General features: G+C 41.2%; 22 protein-coding genes. 9 read left to right on the forward strand and 13 right to left on the reverse strand.

The genetic code is table 11. The annotated features are described in order from the left end of the window. The coding region (locus tag B3Q46_RS02555; RefSeq protein WP_286713230.1) for a TRAP transporter permease at nt 1-1,862 on the forward strand (1,862 nt) is incomplete at its 5' end. A 39-nt stretch (nt 1,863-1,901) separates the two neighbouring features. On the opposite strand, the gene apbC is transcribed toward B3Q46_RS02555, so the two are convergent. Next, a complete protein-coding gene (gene apbC, locus B3Q46_RS02560; RefSeq protein WP_175968056.1) occupies nt 1,902-3,161 on the reverse strand; it encodes an iron-sulfur cluster carrier protein ApbC in 1,260 nt (419 codons plus the stop codon). A gap of 288 nt (nt 3,162-3,449) precedes the next feature. Continuing rightward, nucleotides 3,450-4,259: a hypothetical protein gene (locus tag B3Q46_RS02565; protein ID WP_286713233.1), complete on the reverse strand. Its 810-nt coding sequence runs from the start codon at nt 4,257-4,259 to the stop codon at nt 3,450-3,452. Nucleotides 4,260-4,573: 314 nt separating this feature from the next. On the opposite strand from B3Q46_RS02565, the gene metG reads away from it, so the two are divergent. Both metG and B3Q46_RS02575 read left to right on the forward strand, forming a co-directional pair. Beyond that, a complete protein-coding gene (gene metG / locus B3Q46_RS02570; protein WP_286713235.1) occupies nt 4,574-6,634 on the forward strand; it encodes a methionine--tRNA ligase in 2,061 nt (686 codons plus the stop codon). A 199-nt stretch (nt 6,635-6,833) separates the two neighbouring features. Further along, nucleotides 6,834-7,190, forward strand: a complete 357-nt coding sequence (locus tag B3Q46_RS02575) for a hypothetical protein (protein ID WP_034581100.1) — start codon at nt 6,834-6,836, stop codon at nt 7,188-7,190. A 65-nt stretch (nt 7,191-7,255) separates the two neighbouring features. On the opposite strand, the gene B3Q46_RS16400 is transcribed toward B3Q46_RS02575, so the two are convergent. Next, nucleotides 7,256-7,372 carry a hypothetical protein gene (locus B3Q46_RS16400; protein ID WP_373683639.1) on the reverse strand — a complete coding sequence of 39 codons (117 nt, stop codon included), beginning with the start codon at nt 7,370-7,372 and terminating at the stop codon, nt 7,256-7,258. 268 nt (nt 7,373-7,640) lie between these two features. On the opposite strand from B3Q46_RS16400, the gene B3Q46_RS02580 reads away from it, so the two are divergent. Then, entirely contained in the window at nt 7,641-8,621 is a 981-nt protein-coding gene (locus tag B3Q46_RS02580) for an MBL fold metallo-hydrolase (protein ID WP_286713238.1), read from the forward strand. Between the two features lie 450 nt (nt 8,622-9,071). After that, nucleotides 9,072-10,259 carry an ammonium transporter gene (locus tag B3Q46_RS02585; RefSeq protein WP_286713240.1) on the forward strand — a complete coding sequence of 396 codons (1,188 nt, stop codon included), beginning with the start codon at nt 9,072-9,074 and terminating at the stop codon, nt 10,257-10,259. Nucleotides 10,260-10,321: 62 nt separating this feature from the next. Here B3Q46_RS02585 and B3Q46_RS02590 read toward each other — a convergent pair whose 3' ends face one another. Further along, a complete protein-coding gene (locus B3Q46_RS02590) occupies nt 10,322-10,945 on the reverse strand; it encodes a LysE family translocator (RefSeq protein ID WP_286713242.1) in 624 nt (207 codons plus the stop codon). 102 nt (nt 10,946-11,047) lie between these two features. Further along, nucleotides 11,048-11,230 (reverse strand): NF038215 family lipoprotein, encoded by a 183-nt coding sequence (locus tag B3Q46_RS02595; protein ID WP_005237029.1) that lies wholly within the window; start codon nt 11,228-11,230, stop codon nt 11,048-11,050. Nucleotides 11,231-11,408: 178 nt separating this feature from the next. On the opposite strand from B3Q46_RS02595, the gene B3Q46_RS02600 reads away from it, so the two are divergent. Continuing rightward, nucleotides 11,409-12,269 (forward strand): 1-aminocyclopropane-1-carboxylate deaminase/D-cysteine desulfhydrase, encoded by an 861-nt coding sequence (locus tag B3Q46_RS02600; protein WP_286713245.1) that lies wholly within the window; start codon nt 11,409-11,411, stop codon nt 12,267-12,269. Between the two features lie 24 nt (nt 12,270-12,293). On the opposite strand, the gene B3Q46_RS02605 is transcribed toward B3Q46_RS02600, so the two are convergent. Then, complete coding sequence (locus tag B3Q46_RS02605; RefSeq protein ID WP_286713247.1) at nt 12,294-12,617, reverse strand: DUF4870 family protein; 324 nt, start codon at nt 12,615-12,617, stop codon at nt 12,294-12,296. A gap of 188 nt (nt 12,618-12,805) precedes the next feature. Here B3Q46_RS02605 and B3Q46_RS02610 point away from each other — a divergent pair, with 188 nt between their 5' ends. Further along, entirely contained in the window at nt 12,806-14,005 is a 1,200-nt protein-coding gene (locus tag B3Q46_RS02610; RefSeq protein ID WP_286713249.1) for an NAD(P)/FAD-dependent oxidoreductase, read from the forward strand. A gap of 35 nt (nt 14,006-14,040) precedes the next feature. Here B3Q46_RS02610 and B3Q46_RS02615 read toward each other — a convergent pair whose 3' ends face one another. The 4 genes from B3Q46_RS02615 to B3Q46_RS02630 form a co-directional block, all read right to left on the reverse strand. Then, a complete protein-coding gene (locus B3Q46_RS02615) occupies nt 14,041-14,193 on the reverse strand; it encodes a hypothetical protein (RefSeq protein WP_286713251.1) in 153 nt (50 codons plus the stop codon). Between the two features lie 129 nt (nt 14,194-14,322). After that, nucleotides 14,323-14,490, reverse strand: coding sequence for a hypothetical protein (locus B3Q46_RS02620; protein ID WP_286713253.1), 168 nt, complete (start codon nt 14,488-14,490; stop codon nt 14,323-14,325). A 67-nt stretch (nt 14,491-14,557) separates the two neighbouring features. Further along, complete coding sequence (locus B3Q46_RS02625; RefSeq protein WP_286713255.1) at nt 14,558-16,393, reverse strand: mechanosensitive ion channel; 1,836 nt, start codon at nt 16,391-16,393, stop codon at nt 14,558-14,560. A 197-nt stretch (nt 16,394-16,590) separates the two neighbouring features. Further along, the gene (locus B3Q46_RS02630; RefSeq protein WP_034702043.1) at nt 16,591-16,944 is read right to left on the reverse strand and encodes a hypothetical protein; all 354 of its coding nucleotides are present in this window, start codon (nt 16,942-16,944) and stop codon (nt 16,591-16,593) included. Nucleotides 16,945-17,351: 407 nt separating this feature from the next. Here B3Q46_RS02630 and B3Q46_RS02635 point away from each other — a divergent pair, with 407 nt between their 5' ends. Then, the gene (locus B3Q46_RS02635) at nt 17,352-17,774 is read left to right on the forward strand and encodes a hypothetical protein (RefSeq protein WP_005237048.1); all 423 of its coding nucleotides are present in this window, start codon (nt 17,352-17,354) and stop codon (nt 17,772-17,774) included. A 314-nt stretch (nt 17,775-18,088) separates the two neighbouring features. Here the strand turns inward: B3Q46_RS02635 and B3Q46_RS02640 are convergent, their stop codons facing one another. Further along, on the reverse strand, nt 18,089-18,850 hold the full coding sequence (locus B3Q46_RS02640; protein ID WP_286713258.1) for a ferredoxin--NADP reductase: 762 nt from the start codon (nt 18,848-18,850) through the stop codon (nt 18,089-18,091). 85 nt (nt 18,851-18,935) lie between these two features. Here B3Q46_RS02640 and gigC point away from each other — a divergent pair, with 85 nt between their 5' ends. Then, a complete protein-coding gene (gene gigC, locus B3Q46_RS02645) occupies nt 18,936-19,814 on the forward strand; it encodes a LysR family transcriptional regulator GigC (protein WP_262735734.1) in 879 nt (292 codons plus the stop codon). Nucleotides 19,815-19,854: 40 nt separating this feature from the next. On the opposite strand, the gene B3Q46_RS02650 is transcribed toward gigC, so the two are convergent. Together B3Q46_RS02650 and B3Q46_RS02655 are read right to left on the reverse strand one after the other, a co-directional pair. Continuing rightward, nucleotides 19,855-20,586 carry a cold shock domain-containing protein gene (locus B3Q46_RS02650; RefSeq protein WP_286713261.1) on the reverse strand — a complete coding sequence of 244 codons (732 nt, stop codon included), beginning with the start codon at nt 20,584-20,586 and terminating at the stop codon, nt 19,855-19,857. A 133-nt stretch (nt 20,587-20,719) separates the two neighbouring features. Continuing rightward, nucleotides 20,720-21,082 carry a hypothetical protein gene (locus B3Q46_RS02655; RefSeq protein WP_104425828.1) on the reverse strand — a complete coding sequence of 121 codons (363 nt, stop codon included), beginning with the start codon at nt 21,080-21,082 and terminating at the stop codon, nt 20,720-20,722. Between the last annotated feature and the right edge of the window lie 60 nt (nt 21,083-21,142).

Genomic DNA, 21,142 nt, shown 5'->3' on the forward strand with positions numbered 1-21,142 from the left:
TATGTCGAACTCAGGTTACTTTTAATCCCTTGCCAGAACTGATTCAACGTGCAGCCCATGTATCCATTGGTCTGGCGCTGATTTTCTTGTTGTATCCAGCACGTCAGGCCAGTAGCCGGCAAAAGGTCGCATGGACGGACTGGATTTGGGTCATTGCCTCTTTTGCTTCTTTCTTTTATTTGTTTAAAGAATACCAAGCCATTATGACTACCCGGGGAGGCATTCCCAATACACTGGACATTGTCTTCTCAATTATGACGGTAGTATTGGTGGTTGAGGCTGCTCGAAGGGTAATGGGCTGGATGTTGCCGATCTTGGGACTGATTTTCTTAAGCTATCCATTTGTCAGTCATTTTGACTGGATGCCGGATCGCTTGCTCACTCGCCCCTATACATTCAGTGATATTTTCGGGCAAATGTATCTGAAGACTGAAGGTTTATATTCTTCAGCCATTGGTGCTTCAGTCACCTTCATTTTCTTGTTTATCCTGTTTGGTGCATTTTTGGCGAAATCGGGAATGGGAAAATTATTCAATGACCTGGCCATGGCACTTGCCGGTCATAAGCAAGGTGGGCCAGCCAAAGTTGCGGTGATTTCCAGCGGTTTTATGGGTAGTATTAATGGTACGGCGGTTGCCAATGTCGTAGGAACCGGTTCATTTACTATTCCCTTGATGAAAAAAATTGGCTACCACAAAAACTTTGCCGGTGCAGTGGAAGCCAGTGCTTCTGTAGGTGGGCAGATTTTACCTCCAGTCATGGGGGCTAGTGCATTCATCATGGCCGAAACAACTGGTGTCAGTTATGGCACGATTGCCTTAGCCGCGGTATTGCCTGCTCTACTGTATTACCTCGGTGTGATGGCACAAGTCCATTTCAGGGCAGGTCGGGATAATCTTAAAGGCGTTCCCAAAGCAGACTTGCCACGAGTCAAAGAAGTTCTGAAAGAGCGCGGACATTTATTACTTCCAATTATTGCGCTTGTGGTGTTCTTATTCCAGTCAATTCCGGTCAGCTATGCAGCGGTTTATACTATTTTATTAACCATTGTTGTTGCTGCATTTAGAAAATCTACGCGGATGGGACCGAAGGAAATCCTGGAAGCACTGGCAGATGGTGCTAAACAGTCACTCTCTGTGATGTCTGCCTGTGCAGTGGTGGGTATTATTATCGGTGTGGTCAGCTTGACCAGTTTTGGCTCGGTAATGACCTCTTCAATTATGAGTATTGGTGCAGGCAGTCTGTTTCTAACACTGTTTTTTACCATGATTGCATCGATGATTTTGGGTATGGGCCTACCATCCATTCCTGCCTATATTATTACCGCAACCATGGCAGCTCCGGCTTTAGCCAACTTTGATATTCCAATCCTAGTTGCGCATATGTTCGTGTTCTATTTTGGCCTGTTTGCCAATATTACCCCACCCGTCGCCTTGGCCGCCTTTGCCGGTGCCGGGATTGCGGGTGGTGATCCAATGCGGACTGGATTCCTGGCACTACGCCTATCTCTGGCTGGCTTTATTGTGCCATTCCTGTTTGTCTATAACCCGGCGATGCTGATGATTGATACAACAGATATTGCCGTGAATGCCAAAGAATTTGCCTTACCGGCATGGAATGTCATTTTAAGCATTACCGTGACGTCGATTGTCGGCATTCTGGCACTTGGCGCTGCAGTAGAAGGTTACTTTAAAACCGCGATAAATTGGTTCTGGCGCATCTTCCTGGGGGTGGGCGCACTCATGATGATTGTGCCTGAGACCATGACCGATATTATCGGCACCATCATGGTAATTATTGCGATTGGCTTTAATATCATTCAGGCAAGAAAAGAGAATACAATTACTACTAAAATTTCATAAAAAAAGAGAGCCGAGGCTCTCTTTTTTCACTATAGAATCTTAGAAAATACGAGTTTTATCTTTTTCTGCTTTTGGCAATTTTGCTGCAATTTTCTGAGCAATAGCCATGTAACTTTCAGCAGCATCATCTCCAGCAATCACTGAAGGCTTACCGGCATCGGCATTTTCACGAATCACTGCATTCAAAGGCAAACGACCGAGCAATGGAATATTGTATTGCTCTGACAGTTTATCACCGCCGCCTTTACCAAAGATCTGTTCTTCATGACCGCAGTTCGAACAGATATGGGTCGACATATTTTCGACTACTCCCATCACTGGAATCTGCACACGGTTAAACAGTTCAATACCTTTGGTCGCATCCAGCAATGCCACGTTTTGTGGTGTGGTCACAATCACAGCACCTGTGACTGGAATACGCTGAGCGAGTGTTAACTGGATATCACCTGTACCTGGTGGCATGTCGATCATCAGAACATCCAAATCCGGCCATAAGGTTTGATTGAATAGCTGCATCAAGGCGCCCGTTGCTTTAGGACCACGCCAAGCAACCGGCGTATTATTATCACCCGTTAAGTGCCCAATCGACAGTACTGCCATACCGTAAGCATCGAGTGGGACAAACTGCTCGGCTTCGATCATCGGGGTTTTGCCGGCATTGCCGAGCATCGTCGGAATACTTGGACCATAAATATCCGCATCCAGTACACCCACTTTCAAACCTAATTTTTGCAAAGCCAAAGCCAGATTCACAGTCGTTGTAGATTTACCAACACCACCCTTGCCTGAAGAGACCAGAATGACATTCTGAATACGTGGATGCTTCGGCACATCACGTTGCTGTGGAGCAGCTTTCTGGATCGGTGGATTATTTGGGTCAGCTTCTGCTTGAGCTGCATGACCTGAAGCATCAACCACAGGTGGCAGATTCGATTTTGAAGCAGCAGTTTGCGGCTGGCTGGAACAGCTCTCGCCTTCTGCATGATGATGTCCACAACCGCCTTCTTTTTTATGACTCGTCTTTTGCTGAATCACATGCAGGTTTAGTTCTTTAATACCGCATTTCTCTAGCGCATCCGCCAGTTCATCATGAATCTGCTGTAACTGCTCTTTTTCTTCCGGATAGGTATTAATGGTGATTTGCAGAATCTCACCTTGCACATTGACCTGAGTAATCCGGTCTTTCAGTGCATTGCTAGAATTTGGCAAGACATAATTTTGCAGTACGTTCTGCACAGCTTCTTCGTTCACCTCCTTGGAAGGCGAAAAAACCGATTTAAGCGAAGAAAGCCAGGACATAGGTTACTCCAAAAATATAGATAGACATCTGAATAGCTTAGTTTAACGAGGTTTTTGGCTCAGGTTAAGCAATCTGTATTCACAAGCCTGAAAGACAAATATGATTTCCAACTATTTTACTTGGTTTTAAAGGGTTACAGGGAAGAAAATTTATAAAGTCAGCATCACATCTTATTTATTGTTCTATATTATTGATATTTAAAATTTTAAATCAAATTAATTAGATAGTAGCCATTAAAAAACCACTTCATTCAAAAACTGAATGAAGTGGTTTTCGATATGAAATGATTATTTATGATTTTTATCTTGATCGGTCTTGTTTTGCCCAGATTGATCAGCCTTATCCTGATCCTTTTTAGCATCATCTTTGTTATTGGTCTGAGCTGATTTTTGGTCCTTATCCTTAGCCTCTTTAGATGAAGAATCCTGATCCTGCTTTTTTGAATCATCTGACTGAGACTGGTCATCGCCTTTCATTTTGGTCATGGTTTCAGCCGCCATCTGTTTCAACTCATTTAGTTTCGTAGCAGCTTCATTTACCAAATCACTAATTTTGACCTTGGTATCTTCAAACTTGTGTAGCGCTTCATCTTTTAAATTTGCCATACGATCTTGGTCAGTCTGATTCGCTGATTTATCTCCAGAAGTATGATCCTGTGCCTTTTTCGAATCATCTGAACCTTGTTCACCATTTTTTTGGCTGTCTGATTTGCCATTTTTTAGCTCATTCAGAATCTTTTCGCCTTTTTGCAATAGCTCTTCGCCAATTGCGATGGCTTTTGCTTTTAAGTCATCCATTTTGGTGCTTTCCGTCTTTTTATCTGATTGATCAACATTATCAAAATCAGATTGGTCATTTTTAGACGTATCTTTTTGCTCTGATTGCTGATTACCAGATGCTTTAGAGTCTTGCTGATTATCAGACTTTTCATCAGCACCATTTTTTTGGGCTTCTAGGACTTCTTCATGTTTCTGCTTATGCTGTTTATCAATCTCGTTCTGCTTTTGCTCTTGTTCAATCTTGTCATGCAGCTCTCGTGCATGTTGTTCTCTATCTTGATTCTGTTTTGAAGTACTTGTCTGGTTATTCTGAGTCATGAGTACCCTCCTAAGGCGTCATAATAAAAATGATCAGCTAAATTTTTAGCACAAAGCATGCAATGACGTGGATGAAGTAAGCAAACTGCAACAAAGCCTGTACATGTTGTTGCTATTGATTGCAGGAAGTAGCATCAACTTATCTCAATCGAATTTTTACGGGCCAATTACCCGTCTATAGCCAGTTTTTGTATTCTGAATATTCAGCCTGATTTATTCCTGAGGCTTCTGTAAAAGCATTTCTTTGTAATCCCTTCTGCATCATGTAAAATTATGGCCCATTGCATAATGAATACGAATGAGAGAGTGAATCCGTGCGTAAAATCCTAGTCACCAATGCCCTTCCTTACGCCAATGGCCCGATTCATATGGGTCACTTACTTGGCTATATCCAGGCTGATATATGGGTACGTGCGATGCGTGCAATGGGTCATGACGTGACGTATGTCTGTGCGGATGATGCTCATGGTACAGCGATCATGCTGCGTGCTGAGGCAAATGGCATTTCACCTGAAGCACAGATCGCCAATGTGCAAAAAGAACACATTCGTGACTTTGACGGTTTCGGTGTGCATTTCGATCATTATGACTCTACCCACAGTGATACTAACCGCGCCCGCGCTTCAGAAATCTATATCAAAAACCGTGAAGCCGGCAATATTGCAGTTCGCCCTGTAACCCAGTTATTTGATCCTGAAAAAGGCATGTTCCTGTCAGACCGTTTCATTAAGGGTACATGCCCAAAATGTAAGGCGGAAGACCAATACGGCGATTCATGTGAAGTCTGCGGTACAACTTACAACGCGACTGAATTATTAAATCCAAAATCGACTTTAAGCGGTGCGACTCCTGTTGAGAAATCTTCGGATCACTACTTCTTTAAATTGCCAAATTTTGGTGAATACCTGCAAAAATGGACCCGTGACGAAGGCCGTCTACCCGTATCTATCGCCAACAAATTGGATGAATGGTTTGATAATGGCTTGAATGACTGGGACATCTCCCGTGATGCACCTTATTTCGGCTTTGAAATTCCTGATGCACCCAACAAATATTTCTATGTTTGGGTGGATGCACCAATCGGCTATATGTCGAGCTTCGAAAATTACATCAAAACTAAACGTCCTGACTTAAGCTTTGATGATTTTTGGAAAAAAGATTCTAAAAATGAAGTCTATCACTTCATTGGTAAAGACATCGTTTACTTCCATGCCCTGTTCTGGCCTGCAATGCTGGAAGGTGCAGACTATCGTACTCCAACCGGTTTATTCGTGAACGGTTTCCTGACTGTAAATGGTCAGAAGATGTCTAAATCTCGTGGTACCTTCATTAAAGCTGAAACTTATTTACAGCATTTGAATCCTGAATACCTGCGTTATTACTTTGCTTCTAAACTTTCTGACAAGGTTGAAGATTCTGACTTGAATCTGGATGATTTCGTCCAGAAAGTGAATTCGGACCTTGTAGGTAAAGTGGTGAACATCGCAAGCCGTTGTGCAAAATTCATCAATACCAAGTTTGATAACAAGTTAAGTGCCACTTGTGCTGAGCCTGAACTGGTTCAAAGCTTTATTGATGCTGGTGATTCGATTGCTAAAGCTTATGAAACCCGTGAATTCTCGGCAGCGATTCGTGAAATCATGGCACTTGCAGATAAAGCCAACCAGTACATCGATGAGAAAAAACCTTGGGCTTTAGCGAAAATTGAAGGTGAAGAACAGCAAGTTCATAACGTGTGTTCTGTAGGTATTAACCTGTTCCGTCAATTGGCTGTGTATTTAGCTCCAGTACTTCCAACTTTGGCTGCTCAAGTTCAGGACTTCCTGAAACTGGCTTCTTTCGACTTTGCTTCTCGTACAGAAATTTTGACTGGTCATGAAATTGCGTTGTTCCAGCCACTAATGCAACGTGTTGATCCGAAAGCAGTGGCTGCGATGGTCGATGCATCTAAAGATTCTTTAGCTGCGCCTGCTGCTGAAGTACCGAAAGCTGAGAAGAAAAAAGAGAAAGCCAAAGAGAAGAAAGCTGAGCCTAAAGTCGGTGAAGCTGAAATCATCACCATTGATGACTTCATCAAAGTTGACCTGCGTGTAGCGGAAGTTCTGGATGCTGCAACGGTTGAAGGTTCTGACAAGCTTTTACAACTCACGTTAAATGTCGGTGAAGCTGAACCACGTAATGTCTTCAGCGGTATCCGTGAGTTTTATAAACCGGAAGACCTGAAAGGTAAACTGGTGGTGATGGTTGCGAACCTTGCTCCACGTAAAATGCGTTTTGGTATTTCAAACGGTATGGTACTTGCGGCTGGTAATGGCGAAGGTGTTTGGGTGATTTCACCTGAATCTGGTGCTAAACCGGGTGATAAAGTTTCTTAAGATTTAGGTCTTAGATAGAAGAAAAGCCTCTACTGATGTAGGGGCTTTTTACTTAGTCTAATAAAATAATACTCAGCCAATAAAAGTTCTTCATCTTTAATTTTTTTACCATTTATACAATTTATTTTCTTGTTTTTAAAAAATATATCTATAGAATCTAAACGCTTTTTTTTTATTTTTAGAATTATTCGGGGTAAACATGAAAAAATTACTAGTTTCAGCTTTAGCAGCATCAACAATTGTATTCACAGGATGTTCAGTTCGTATGGCTGATATGACTGTAGCTTCAACGAAAAACTTCAACCTAAACTCAACTCAGTTCGTTAAAGGCGAACGCGTTAAAGGCGAAGATAAAGTTCCAGTAATTTTATTCCCTTTAGGTATTCCTAATTTCAAAACAGCAGTAGATCGTGCAATTGAAAAAGATCGTTGTGCAGTAGCACTTTCTGATGTAGTCATCACTCAACTAAATCAAGCATTTCTTGTAGGTCAAATTGGCTATCGCGTAGAAGGCACTCAAATTATTGACCGTTCTCAGCCTGAATGCAGTAAATAATTGCTTATTAAAAAAGCCTCTATCTTTAGAGGCTTTTTTACGTCGATCTATAAATCGGATAGCACTTATTTATCAAGGAAAAATTCCCAGATGACATAGCCAATGCCGAAGCCCAGCAATGAATATAAGGTAATAATGAAAAATACAAATGCTGCATTATTTTTCTTTTTCCAAAAACTCATAGCGATACCCAAGGCTGTTTGCAATACCCCATGTTAACGGGCTTTTTTATAAAAGTGAAATTTATCTAAGTATTTTATTTATAAAAATATTTTTAGATAAAAAAATCTTTTATTTCCTTACAAAATCAATATACAGATTCAAACTGAATGCCTAGTACAGATATTCAATTTCTCTTCTCTCTTTAAAAAAAGGTAAATATTTTTATATTCTATTTTCATGCTTTACATGCTAATACATAGCATAAACTTCACAACCATAAGAATTGCCATGAATATTTTAAGGACATCCCTTCTCACTTCTTTACTTTCATTTTCTGTTTTGAGTGTAAGTGTGAGTCAGGCTGCTGAACCTGCAACAATTGCTTCATCAAAACAAGTCGCCGGCTACTATCATCACCAAATTGGTAATACTCAGATTACTGCCCTGCTCGATGGTACAAACTACTTAAATCCATCGATGTTTAGAGGCCTAAGTGATGCAGAAAAGACTGAGATTTTGAAGAAATATCATGCCGATCAAGCCAAAGGTATACAGACTTCAGTCAATGCTTTCCTGATTAATACAGATAATCAACTACTCATGGTCGACAGCGGTGCTGCAAGCTGCTTTGGTGCGCACTTAGGGTCAATTTATAACAACCTCAAGGCATCAGGTTATCAGCCAACGCAAGTAAGTGGCATTTTCCTGACTCATCTCCACCCTGATCATGTTTGTGGCATTTCAAATAACGGCGCAGCAAATTATCCAAATGCCACCTTACATATTTCTAAAACCGAATATGACTACTGGCTAAGTCCAAATACCGTTACAAAACTACCGAAAGACCAGCAGGAGGGTTTCTTAGGCACCGTAGAGAAAATTAAAGCAGCCCTTGCACCCTATGAAAAAGCTAAAAAAGTGAAAGTCTTTTCTGATAAATCTTTAGCCTTTGGTGGGATCGAGTTTAAGCCATCCTTTGGTCATACCCCAGGGCATTACAGCTTTAAACTCAAAGCAGATGGTCAAGAAATCGTATTTGTCGGTGACATCGTCCATTCACATACCTTGCAATTCGACAAACCTGAAACAGCCATAGAATTCGATGTTGATCCTAAAACTGCGGTGCAAACCCGTTTAAAGCATTTCGCTGAATATGCCAAGCAAGGCCAGACCATTGCAGCACCACATTTACCATTCCCAGGGATCGGTCATATTTACTCAAAAGATGGAGAGAGCTATCAGTGGATTCCTGTGCATTTTAAAGATTAATTGAATACTTCAGAGATTTTAGCTCCGGATGAAACCCTAATTTTTTAGGGTTTTATTTATTGGAGATATAGCTAAGTTATAGTCTATATAACTTCTAAAATTTAAAACCATGATGTACTTTTGCAATTCAAAATTATCTTTCACTTAATTTTTTTAAATTTTTTCTTAAAAATCCTTTCACTTTTCATGCGCACCTTTAGCACACATTTTTAACACGCCATTTTCTGTGATAAAGCTAAATATCTAAAAAACAAAATATAAATTCAAATTTTATCTTTTCTTATGATGTCTTAGTTTGGTGCATAAAATTCTATTGTGCTTTATATCGAGTCTTGTCAGTTTCAAGAAATTCTTTATCAAAATTTCCCTTGTTAGTAACTCTTTTCGAATCAGTTTGCCTCTATATACTGGATTTCTTTTGTGATTCTATGCACTAAATTGGAACGCACAATGCAAAATATAGACTTATTATTTCTCCTTCTCGGTGCAGTTCTAGTGCTTGCCATGCATGCAGGATTTGCATTTTTAGAACTAGGGACAGTTCGCCATAAGAATCAGGTCAATGCCTTAAGTAAAATTCTCACTGACTTTTCCCTATCCGCCATCGCTTACTTTCTGGTGGGCTATTATATTGCCTATGGTCAGCATTTTTTCCATGATGCCTCTACTTTAGCAGCCGATCATGGTTATAACCTGATGCGCTGTTTCTTCCTGCTGACCTTTGCCGCAGCTATTCCTGCGATTATCTCGGGAGGTATTGCTGAACGCGCTAAAATGCGTTCGCAGGCTTTAGCGACTTTATTTTTAGTTGCTCTGATTTATCCATTTTTTGAAGGGATGATCTGGAATGGCAACTTTGGTTTTCAAGACTGGTTGGCAAATACCTTCGGTGCCAACTTCCACGACTTTGCCGGCTCTGTGGTCGTGCATGGCATGGGAGGCTGGATTGCTCTGGCTGCAGTCGTTTTACTTGGTGCACGTAATGGTCGATATAAAAATGATGGCCGGATTACTGCACATCCACCATCATCTATCCCTTTCCTTGCTCTAGGCTCATGGATTCTGATTATTGGCTGGTTTGGCTTTAATGTAATGAGTGCACAACGCCTGGATGCTATTTCCGGACTGGTTGCGATTAACTCTCTAATGGCGATGGTCGGTGGAACTATTGCAGCAAAAGTAGCGGGTAAAGATGATCCTGGCTTCTTGCACAACGGCCCATTAGCCGGACTGGTGGCCATCTGTGCAGGTTCTGATGTGGTACATCCATTGGGTGCATTATTTATCGGGATCAGTGCAGGCGTGATTTTTGTGAAACTCTTCACCTATACCCAAAATAAACTCAAAGTCGATGATGTATTAGGGGTCTGGCCTTTGCATGGCGTATGTGGTGCTTTTGGTGGAATTGCGGTCGGTGTATTCGGTCAGCAATGGCTCGGAGGCATGGGCGGTGTTTCTCTCATTTCACAATTATTCGGTACCGTACTAGCGATTGTAGTGGCTCTGGCAGGTGGATTTCTGGTTTATGGATTACTGAAAGTATTGATCGGTATTCGTCTAAGTCAGGAAGAAGAATTTACTGGTGCGGATTTATCTATTCACCGGGTCTCGGCTAATTCCGAAGAAAATATTTTTTAAGCACCAAATTAAAAAAGCCCCGAATCATCGGGGCTTTTTTATAGTCTGCGATAATTGGAAAATTACTTCATCCCAAAAATCAGCTTTAATCCCAGCGCGGTCATGACCGCCCCTGCTGCACGGTCAAAACCGGCTTTAAATTTTAAATACACACGACGTGGTTTTTCGGCAGAAAGTGCAACTGCCACCAGCGAGCACCAGCCTGCATCAATAAAGAAACATAAAACCGGCAATACAAAGTAAAAGTAAGTTGGAATTTCTTTTGGTAAAAGCGCAGTAAAAATACTGGCCAATACAATGGCAATTTTAGGATTCGAGAGCTGGGTAATCAAACCTGTCATATAGGCACGACGTAAGGACATCTGAGTTTGACTGTCATCGCCTGCATCGATCGGCTCTTTGGCATGCTTGATAATTTTAAAAGCCAACCAGAGCAGATATAAACCACTACAAATTTTTAGAGCCAGATAGGCAGATGGCACAGCCAGCAAAAATGCCTGCAAACCTAAAACTGCAAGCAGACCAAAAATAGCCGCCCCTGTTCCGGTACCTAAAGCTGTAAATAGGCCATGCTTACGTGAGATCGCAATTGAATTTTTCGCTACATAAATAGAAGTCGGTCCTGGGCTCATTGCACCTAACATGAGGGCAAAGGCAATTGAACCTAAAATCCAAAATGATTCCACGTGACCATCCAAACTTAAAATGAATGGCTTATTTTAAGTAAAAATAATTTATTTTGCTTTAATATTTCTACACAAATGATGCAATATTTGTGCGAAATCCGGCTATTTCTTCAATTGGTCTTGAGCGGTGAGGGATGAATCAAGCATCTTATAATCATGGTCATGCACCGGCACTCCGCCAATAATCATGCTTCGTGTATCAGTTTTAGGTTTATTCAGCGGATCATCACAGCCAGATAAGCCTAAGAGCAATACGCTTAAAATCGTACAGGATAGTATTTTCATTATTCTATCCTCCTCTAAGTTCCTTATAAGATTCAGATTAGCAAATTTGTTTAAATTTTCAGCATATGAATTGTGACAATCTACAAAAATTTATTCTTAGTTTAAGGAGCTCATGATTCTGCCATCCTGCTGATTCTATTTCGCTATAATTTGCTCATTCTTAGCTTATGAAAATACCATGTTTGAAAAAATCGCCCAGCATATTCCAGACCAGCGCATCTGGCTGAAAGACAGGCTTGTAACCATACGCCGTCTGGATCTGGTGCATCCGCAAATATCAGGCAACAAGTTTTTTAAACTGAAATACAACTTTCTGGAAGCACAGCAACTTGGCTTTAAAAAGCTGCTGACTTTTGGGGGAGCTTATTCCAATCATATTGCAGCAACAGCGTTTGCAGCATGGCAGTTTGGCTTTGAGAGTGTCGGTATTATTCGAGGTGAAGAACTGGCCCATCAGCCCTTAAACCCCACTTTAGAGTTGGCACAACAATTCGGCATGCAATTGTATTTTGTGAGTCGTGAAGAATACCGACGTAACCATGACACTGATTATCTAGAAGCGTTAGTACAAAAGTTTCCTGCACATTACATCATTCCTGAAGGCGGTACTAATGCATTGGCGATTCGGGGATGTCAGGAGATTCTAAAGGACAGCGATGCACAATTTGACGTGATCTGCTGTGCTGTAGGCACTGGTGGCACGATTACAGGTTTGATTGAAGCCAGCCAGCCTCAGCAACAGGTATTAGGATTTTCTGCCTTAAAAGGCGATTTCCTGAATGAGGATGTGGCTAAGCTGACCACGAAAAGAAACTGGTCCATTCTCGATGATTATTGTTGCGGTGGCTATGCCAAAATCACTCCTGAACTGATCCAGTTTATACAGCACTTTGAAGCTGAATATGATATTCCCTTAGAGCATATTTATACGGGAAAAATGCTGTTGGGAATTTCCGACCTGATTGAAACAGGCTATTTTCCAGCAGAAGCAAAGCTACTAATCCTGCATACTGGTGGACTACAAGGTCGAAATATTTAACTCGCTTAAAGTGCTGATCGAAACTTAAGTTCCTATCGGATTATTTTCGTTTAAGGCAATCAGCCCTTTTACCAATCGATAGACATGCCAGACAAAGACCAGAAAAATAATCACAAAACCGATCAGAATCACGGTGAGCAGCCCACCTAGAATATAACCCAGCAAGCTGAACCAGAAGGTTTTAATCTGCCAGTCCACATGACTTTCCAGCCAGGTGCCTCGCATTTCATCACGTTTAATATAATTCATGATAATTGCGATTAATGGGGTTATTCCCAGGAAAAAACCCAGTAGATGAAGAATATAGCTGATCAGATTATATTGTTTGTATGCTGCCGTATCCGTCATAAATTATTCCTTTCATTGTGATTATTTTTTAGGCATGACAAAACTATGCATGAATCCGCCAGCTGCTTCAAATTATTTATGATAAATATTCGCTAACACGCTGTAATTCGGGTAGCCCCTTCCAAGAATAGAGAAAGCTGAAATAAAATTGTCTATAATGCTCCCCTTTCTTCTCCCTTGAGTGTGTGATGTCTGTTCAGCAATACGATGTTTTGGTCATAGGTGCAGGTGCATCCGGTTTAATGACAGCCTATATGGCAGCACAACGTGGTCGAAAAGTCGTAGTCGTTGAAAAAGCCAATAAGGTGGGTAAAAAAATTCTAATGTCTGGTGGCGGCAAATGTAATTTCACCAACCTCTATGTCGAACCTGAAAATTTCATCTCGCATAATCCGCATTTCGTGATTTCAGCACTGACCCGCTATACCAATTGGGATTTTATTGGTATGGTCTGCGAATATGGCATCGAGTATGAAGAACGTAAACATGGACAGTTATTTACCTTAAATGGTGCTAAAGAAATTCTGTCGATGCTACTGTCTGAATGTGACAAGACTGGTCTGGTCGAGATCAAAACCAACTGCGAAGTGAAAGCCGTCAATACTGTGGACGATCATGGATTTCAGGTAGCCACTTCTTTAGGATATTTTGAAGTGGAATCGGTTGTGGTTGCTTCAGGTGGCTTGTCGATTCCGACTCTAGGCGGTTCAGGCATCGGCTATGAGATTGCCAAACAGTTTGGACATCATGTCTATCCAACCCGTGCCGGTCTGGTGCCTTTTACTTTCTCAGATAGTTTCAAGGAAGTCACCACCCGTCTGAGCGGTAATGCAGTTGAAGCCACTCTGTCTAATGATCTAAACAGTTTTACTGAAGCTTTACTGTTTACCCATCGTGGTCTAAGTGGCCCTAGCTCCCTACAACTGTCAAATTACTGGGATGTTGGCCAAAGCTTTAAGGTCGATTTCTTACCAAGTGTCGACCTGTTTGATTTCTTTAAATCTAAAAAACAGAGTCAGCCTAAAGTATTGCTACGCACACTGTTGACCGAACATTTACCAAAGAGCGTAGTGCTAGAATTACAGAATCTGATCTGGCCTGAAGTGGCTGAAACATCCATTGGCAATATTAGTGATGACAAGCTGGAACAGATTGCCAAACGTTTAAGTGGTTTTGAACTGAAGCCTTCTGGAACTGAAGGTTACCGGACAGCCGAGGTGACTTTGGGCGGCGTAGATACAACCGAAGTTTCATCTAAAACCATGGAAAGCAAAAAACAGAAAGGCTTATATTTTGTGGGCGAGATACTGGATGTGACTGGTCATTTGGGAGGTTTTAACTTCCAATGGGCATGGTCATCAGCGCATGCCGCATCGGAATATGTTTAATACTGAAATGATCTAGGAAAAAGAAAATACTTCGCTTATTCCAGATAATCCGTTTTAAACAGGTTCAGATTGGCCATATTTTCTAAACGGTCAATCGTCAGTTGCATTTTCTGAGCCGCTTCCTGCAGATGTAATGGTACTCGGTCTGCAATAGATGCCATAAATTTATGCTGCAATGTTTTCCACATATTATTGATCTCCTTTTTCTTTATATTTTTAATGCAAGAAAAATACCAAAATCATTTTAGTATTCACTTGAATATTCTATATTTTTTAAAAAAGAAATTCTATGTGGAGTGACTGAGCAGTGTTCTGGCTTAGTTAAATTCGTCTGGATCAGGTATTTTCTTATCCAGCTCTCGTTCAGCCTGCTCATCCTGTTTACTTTTCACAAAGACAAATCGATAAGCAGCCGTGAAAAAGCCAATGGTAATGCCTGCTATCACTAAGGGTGTTAACAGATTATTCGGTTTCTTGGCATTCATTCAGATTTCCTCATCATTAAAAAAATCGACCACTCAAGCGTGGCCGATTTTGTTTGGATAGAACAGGTTAATTCGGGTCATCTTTTTTTGGATGACTATCGACATTCGGTTCTTCTTCACCTGTAGAACCAAATGGATTATTCGCTGGTGGATGAATTGGATCAACTTGAAGCGAATCCGGTACAGCCTGATCTACATCTGGTGTCACCTGATCTATACCTGAAGCTTCATCATCCTGTGGTGCAGTGGTCAAGGTCGCTGGTGTACTATTGGATAAATTGGTACGCATTGGCATATTGTCATCTTGTGATTGATCTTGCTTCGGCACAATATTTTCTCCTGTAGTTGAACTGCCTGCACCTGTAGTACCACTGACATCAGCACCTAGGCCTGAAGTCATGATATTGGTTTCATTTTTCAAAGGATTCGGTTCTTTAGCTTCTCGTTTAGCTTTATCGATCAAATCAGTTAGTACACGTTCTGCTGGTTGACGGCCACCGAGACCAAAGGCCAAGGCAAAGGCCACTGCAACAGCACCCAGAGTTAAACCAAAGGCCAGATTCACGATCGAGTCAGCAATGCCCATGGCACGTAGACCCATTGCAATGACCAGACCCATGATCAGTACACGAACCAAGTTTGCTAACCAGCGTGAACTGTTGTATTCACCGCGTTGCACAATGTTGGCAACTACGTTGGCCAGCCAGAAGCCGATCACCAGAATTACAGCACCTAGCAGGATGTTTGCACCGAAGTAGATGAACATCGCAATCAGGCCACTTACCTGTTCAAAGCCTAAACGGTCCGCTGCTTCAGAAACCGCAAATAGCATAGTGAACAGTACAATCAGATAACCCACCAAGCTTGATAGTTTGGTTTTGCCTAGGAAGCGTTGTAGATCCAGTTTAGCTGGAACCTCATCTACGCCTGTTCCGGCAACGACTTCAGTTACCAGACGTGCTACCAGTCTAGAAACTACATAAGCCAGAATTAGAATCAGTGCAGCTGCAATGATATTTGGAATGGCATTCATGATCTCATACAGCATTGCAGTTGCTGGTTGAGAAATTGCTTCGATACCCAGTGCTTCAAATGCAATGATTAATGACGTAATAATTACGACTGCAAAGATGAATGAACCAATCAGTTGAGCGACATTCGAGTTTTTGAAAATGCCGACTTTTTCAGCTTGATGTTGAATATTCAAGCTGTTGAGCAAACCTTCGACAATACCGCGAACGATTTTTGCCAGAATGTATCCGACAAATACAATAACTGCAGCAATGAAGATATTAGGCAGATAACTTACAACATCCGTCAGCATGTTCTGCACAGGCAGTAATAAACCGTGTAGACCTAGAATCGACAAGACAATTGGTAAGAACAGCAGTAAAATCAGCCAGTAAACAATTTCACTGATATTTTGGCTAATCGGACTGACACCGACTTCGGCACTCAGCTTTTCATCCAGCTGAGTGCGATCAAGCATTTTTTGCAAGCCGATTTTGACCAGATTCGCCACAATCCATCCAACAAAGGCCACAGCAATAGCCGCCAACAATTGTGGAATAAAGAGCAGGAACTGCTGGATCATATTACTGAACGGTCCGCTCACTGCTGTCAGATTCAGTACGTTAAGCGCCCCGATCACCGCAATAATCAGAATAATCCAGAACACAACACGAGCGATAATACTCTCGACATTAGAGCGATGTCCTGTCGCTGCATTTAAGTGTGTATTGGTCCCTAGTTTTTGCAAGATTTTTTTAACACCTGCCGAGACGAGTAATGCAATAATCCAACCTAGGACTAATATGGCAATTGCACTAAGAATTGGATGAAACTGATCCCAATAGTACATGGCATCATAGCCACCACGTGGGCCTCTCATATAATCATTCATGTTTTCTGCCCTCTTTGTTATTACGCTATTTATCTGAATTCACGAGCTTATTTTCGAAATCTTTAGCTCTTTCCGATTACTTATAAAGCTTGAACTTCCTGTGCTTAGCTTGCCTGGAGATACAGAACTTTGAAAAACATCACCACCTATTGCAAAAAAGCTCTAGTCATTAACCAGAGTTTTTTTAACAATTCCAATTATTGGGTGGCCTGTTGAGCATCAGTTGCAGTGGCTTCTGCTGTATCTTGTGACATTTCGCCTACAGTGGCTGTTGCTTCTGTCATCGCATCATCTGCGGTAGCCATTGCTTCATTGCTTTCACCGCCTGGAGTAGCCGCCGGACTACCATTATTGGCAGGGGCTTCAGTCGCTGGTACCGGTGTATTAGGCTGGGTCGCAGGCGCATCTGGCTTCACATCTGCAAACATATAGAACAGGACTGCCAGTAAAAAGATACCGACCAAAATCAGGATATAGACAGGAATGCGCTTCTTCTGCGTAATTGCTGCCTGATCATGCAAAGGTGGTTTTTTATTAAAATCATCAACCATGACCATTCTCACTCTTTCTTATTCATAAGTAGATTTTTATCATAACAAGCAGTTATCAGAGCTTCTGTGACAAAAGATGGTGAGATAGTGAATGGATGTAAGTTATATGTATGAGTCTGATGAACTTGGTATTAGTTTCAAAAAGAGGCATTTTCTAGCCTGAATATACTATGCTCTTATGGTTAGAAAATATCTTCCGAGACAGTTGATGCTGGCGGTTTTTAGCTGATTTATCAGGAATTGAATTGTCTATAAAATAAACAATATACTACTATGATTTTATTAAATTTTAAGCACATTTTAAGTGAGCTAAAACATGCTGTAAAAATACCGTTTTTCAATATACCTGCTACTTTGCGCAAAATACGTTATAATTATCCACCTTATTTTTCATGCACCCGAGTTTTATGGCGTACCGTCAACAGAGTGTATCGCTTGATCTTGACACTGACGTCACACATCAATGTGCTTTGCACTACACTCGTGATCAGCATCTGATTGGAATCATTGAATTTAGCAAACCGAGCTTTATGCTACGCTGGCAAGATCTGGAATATTTCCGCCGCCGTACTGAAGAAATGTCGGTGATGCCTTTTCCGGACTGCATTAATGCCATGGTCATTGATGTACGAAATGTCGCGGCTTGGCTAGATAATGACGTTCCGATTATTCCATGGCGCCTGCTGGAAGAAGATTGTCCGGTACGTTTAGTTGTGCCCGCGGATCGAATCGAACATTATGCCGGTTTCTTTGAGCCGACCTGGTTAACCACCGATACAGATACTGCCATTCAGGAAATCCGTGACTTTATGGATATGTTTGTACATTAATTCCTGAATAGCAAAAAACCTCCGTATGGAGGTTTTTTTTGTGCCTAAAGAAAATAAAAGTCCCCCCTTTAACAAATGGGGATTTAGGGGGATTCTTTTTAACTTGAAAATATTTTTTCAATTTTAATCCATTTCTAACTTTTAAAAGGCTGTAACTCCCTTTCCTTTTAGGCGATAAGCAGCACTGCTACGTAAGAGAGAGGTAAAAGCCCCTCCTTTGCAAAGGAGGGGTTGGGGAGGATTCAAGAACTGGAAATAATCTAATTTTAATCCCTCCTAACCTCCCTTTTAGAAAGGGAGGAACTCTGAAGGAATTACCAATAATTCTCTACCGCAATATTTCCTTCACCACGGCGGTTCATGGTCAGGCCACGTGCTTTTAGCGCTTCTTTGGTATCTTCGACCATTTCCGGGTTACCACAGAGCATCACATGACTGGTTTCAGGATTAAGCTGGAGTCCTGCTGCCCGTTCAAGTTCTCCATTTTCAATCAAGATCGGTAAACGATGGTGAAGTGCTGCTTCAGGGTCACGGGTAATGATTGGAATAAATTTAAAACCTGTATGACCTTCGCCAAAGGTCTCGGCAATTTCCTGAATACGGTCGACATAAGCCAGTTCGTCTTGCGTACGGACGCTATAAACCAGGTTAATATGTTTATATTTATTCCAGGTTTCAAAGTCTTGCAGCATGGATAAAAATGGTGCCAGACCTGTACCTGTGCCAAGCAGCCATAAATCTTGTGGTAATGGCAATTGATAACGTGCCAAAGTCAGATAGCCATAGGGAATTTTCTCTAAGTAGAGTTCATCACTTACTTTAAGATGTTGTAAATTCGAAGTAAATTTTCCTTCCGGAACCACAATCGAAAAAAATTCCAGTGTTTCATCAAAAGGCGATGACACGACTGAATATGCCCGAACGACCAGTTCATCCCCCACTTTCAAGCCAATACGCGCAAACTGTCCTGCCGTAAACTTGAAATGCGCAGGTCTGGTCATGGTGAAACTAAACAGCGTATTGGTCCAACGGTGTACAGATAAAACCTTTTCTAAGCTAAATTTTTCAATAGGCATGATTCAAACGTGGCATCAAAGACTATGCTCATGGTAGCATGACAGCATAATTTATTAATATTTTTTAAATGTTAAGGCTCTATTCATGCGCATGACTCTACGCCAGTTGGCTGTTTTTGTAGCAGTTGCTCAAGAAGGTACCGTCACCAAAGCCAGTGATGCAGTCAAACTCACCCAAAGTGCGGCGAGTATGGCTTTAGCAGATTTAGAAGATGGTCTTGGCGCACCTTTATTCGACCGTCTAGGCAAGCGTTTACAGCTGAATGATTTAGGTCGTTTTCTTCTCCCGCAAGCACTTGAAATTCTTGGTCGCTGTGAAGCTTTTGAACAAGCTGCTAAAGGTGAACTGCAAAGCATTGACTTGCGTCTCGGTGCGACCCTGACCATTTCCGACTATCTGATGCCAGACCTAATGGCGGATTTCCTGAAAATTCAGCCACAGGCACACTTGCAACTTCAGGTGGGTAATACTCGCCAGATGATTGAAGCCGTCAACCAGTTCCAGCTGGATCTTGCGCTGATTGAAGGTTCTTGTCACTTACCACAGCTGCAATGTATCCATTGGCGTGATGATGAACTCGCGGTGTGCTGTGCTCCCGATCATCCACTTGCTCAGTTAAACCGTCCACTGACTGCAGAAGACTTTAAATCTGTAGAATGGATTCTTCGTGAAGAAGGTTCAGGCACGCGCGAAGTCTTTGACAATGCCATTCTGCAAGATGTTCCAGATGCTAATATCCGTCTGACGCTAGGTCATAATGAAGCAATTCTAAAGATTGTGGCAGGTGGTTTAGGGATGTCCTGTATTTCCAAGCTGGCAATTGAACCTTTACAGGAAAAAGGCCAACTGGTGATTCTGAATACTCCATTCTGGTCACTCACCCGTCCTTTATTTATGCTGGTACACCGCCAGAAATATCAAGGTCCAGGCCTCAAAGCTTTTATGAAATTCTGTGAAGCATAAATTTCACTTTCAATAAAAAGCGCCTTTTGGCGCTTTTTTATTACCTGAATAAATGTCTCTTACTAATTTCTTCCTTAAACTGTCTTTCACATGGAACACCATCATGATTTCCATCCATCTGAGTACCCGGGCAATTTCGCAAAAAGAATACTGCTTCATCATAAGAGCGCATCTGGCTACAATGGGTTCTACCATCACATCGATAAGGTGAAGATACTGAAGTGGATGAGGCAGTACTTCTAATAGGAGTATTTGTGGATACCTCTAAATTCTTCCTTCCTTGTTCACTTAGGCCTTGTTCTGGTAAGTCACCTAAAGCAGCACGTTGTTCTGAAACAAGCCTTTTTTGTTCTTGCATTAAATGCTCAAGTTGCTGTTGCTTTTGTATTTTATAGTTTTGGTATTTTCCATAAACCAATACAGAAAGTATCACGATAATGATTAAACCAATGCCTGTAATCAATTTTGATAAAACTGACTTTTTAGGCTGATGATAAGGTACTGCTCTTTCGATCTGAAGATCATTATGTTGACTAACAATTTTTGAAAGTGTCTTTTGATATGAGATATCTAAACGAACAATATGATCTGCTTTAAACTTGCCTGCATCCTGTATTTTGAGAAACTTTAAACTTTCCCCAACTTTGGGTGGCACGTTCTTATTTGGGAAGTCTTTAATATGGAAGAATAAATCTTTTGACTCACCAGCTATCTCAATAAAACCAAAACCTCGTTCTTCGTTATAGGTCTTGATCTTCCCCTCTAAAAACATAATTCACTCTATTGTTTGATATTTTTAATTATTGTATTCAAAAAGCGTTTAAAATCCTAAGATAAAAAAAGCACCTTAAGATGCTTTTTTATTTGAATGATGAGACAAATATCTTAGTAAATGAGAACCTAACTTAAATTTCTCCAAAAATCATAAATCCAATTGCTGTTACCAGAATCAACCAAAGTGTAGGACTAAAGAAAATGGTATTGCGTGCCGGATTAACTATCGTAGTAGAAGCTAGAGATGGCAATGCGACTACTTCAGAAACGAACTCTTCCTGACTCTTGATATCCAAACGTACCATATTGTCCAGTTGAATCGCATTTTGCTCTTCAATTATTCTAAATTTAAGGCGTTCTCCGACTTGAGGTACTATTTCAGGTGAAGGTAATTGATCTAACTGAAAATTAAGTTCCTTCGCATTATTTGCCAATTCAATACTTCCCACCCCTCGTACAGCATCATAGGTTTTAATTCTTCCATCTGTAAACATGATATGTGTCCCTAGATCATTCAACAGATGCCTAGTTTATATGGAAGGGATTAAAGGATA

The organism is Acinetobacter sp. UBA2581 (assembly GCF_002339435.1).
GTDB lineage: Bacteria > Pseudomonadota > Gammaproteobacteria > Pseudomonadales > Moraxellaceae > Acinetobacter > Acinetobacter variabilis.

What these genes read in the sequence shown, in the direction of transcription:
- apbC (WP_175968056.1), bottom strand. Translation starts at nt 3,161, where the DNA reads ATGTCCTGGCTTTCTTCGCTTAAATCGGTTTTTTCGCCTTCCAAGGAG.
- B3Q46_RS02565 (WP_286713233.1), bottom strand. Translation starts at nt 4,259, where the DNA reads ATGACTCAGAATAACCAGACAAGTACTTCAAAACAGAATCAAGATAGA.
- B3Q46_RS02575 (WP_034581100.1), top strand. Translation starts at nt 6,834, where the DNA reads ATGAAAAAATTACTAGTTTCAGCTTTAGCAGCATCAACAATTGTATTC.
- B3Q46_RS16400 (WP_373683639.1), bottom strand. Translation starts at nt 7,372, where the DNA reads ATGAGTTTTTGGAAAAAGAAAAATAATGCAGCATTTGTATTTTTCATT.
- B3Q46_RS02580 (WP_286713238.1), top strand. Translation starts at nt 7,641, where the DNA reads ATGAATATTTTAAGGACATCCCTTCTCACTTCTTTACTTTCATTTTCT.
- B3Q46_RS02585 (WP_286713240.1), top strand. Translation starts at nt 9,072, where the DNA reads ATGCAAAATATAGACTTATTATTTCTCCTTCTCGGTGCAGTTCTAGTG.
- B3Q46_RS02595 (WP_005237029.1), bottom strand. Translation starts at nt 11,230, where the DNA reads ATGAAAATACTATCCTGTACGATTTTAAGCGTATTGCTCTTAGGCTTA.
- B3Q46_RS02600 (WP_286713245.1), top strand. Translation starts at nt 11,409, where the DNA reads ATGTTTGAAAAAATCGCCCAGCATATTCCAGACCAGCGCATCTGGCTG.
- B3Q46_RS02605 (WP_286713247.1), bottom strand. Translation starts at nt 12,617, where the DNA reads ATGACGGATACGGCAGCATACAAACAATATAATCTGATCAGCTATATT.
- B3Q46_RS02610 (WP_286713249.1), top strand. Translation starts at nt 12,806, where the DNA reads ATGTCTGTTCAGCAATACGATGTTTTGGTCATAGGTGCAGGTGCATCC.
- B3Q46_RS02615 (WP_286713251.1), bottom strand. Translation starts at nt 14,193, where the DNA reads ATGTGGAAAACATTGCAGCATAAATTTATGGCATCTATTGCAGACCGA.
- B3Q46_RS02620 (WP_286713253.1), bottom strand. Translation starts at nt 14,490, where the DNA reads ATGAATGCCAAGAAACCGAATAATCTGTTAACACCCTTAGTGATAGCA.
- B3Q46_RS02625 (WP_286713255.1), bottom strand. Translation starts at nt 16,393, where the DNA reads ATGAATGATTATATGAGAGGCCCACGTGGTGGCTATGATGCCATGTAC.
- B3Q46_RS02630 (WP_034702043.1), bottom strand. Translation starts at nt 16,944, where the DNA reads ATGGTTGATGATTTTAATAAAAAACCACCTTTGCATGATCAGGCAGCA.
- B3Q46_RS02635 (WP_005237048.1), top strand. Translation starts at nt 17,352, where the DNA reads ATGGCGTACCGTCAACAGAGTGTATCGCTTGATCTTGACACTGACGTC.
- B3Q46_RS02640 (WP_286713258.1), bottom strand. Translation starts at nt 18,850, where the DNA reads ATGCCTATTGAAAAATTTAGCTTAGAAAAGGTTTTATCTGTACACCGT.
- gigC (WP_262735734.1), top strand. Translation starts at nt 18,936, where the DNA reads ATGCGCATGACTCTACGCCAGTTGGCTGTTTTTGTAGCAGTTGCTCAA.
- B3Q46_RS02650 (WP_286713261.1), bottom strand. Translation starts at nt 20,586, where the DNA reads ATGTTTTTAGAGGGGAAGATCAAGACCTATAACGAAGAACGAGGTTTT.
- B3Q46_RS02655 (WP_104425828.1), bottom strand. Translation starts at nt 21,082, where the DNA reads ATGTTTACAGATGGAAGAATTAAAACCTATGATGCTGTACGAGGGGTG.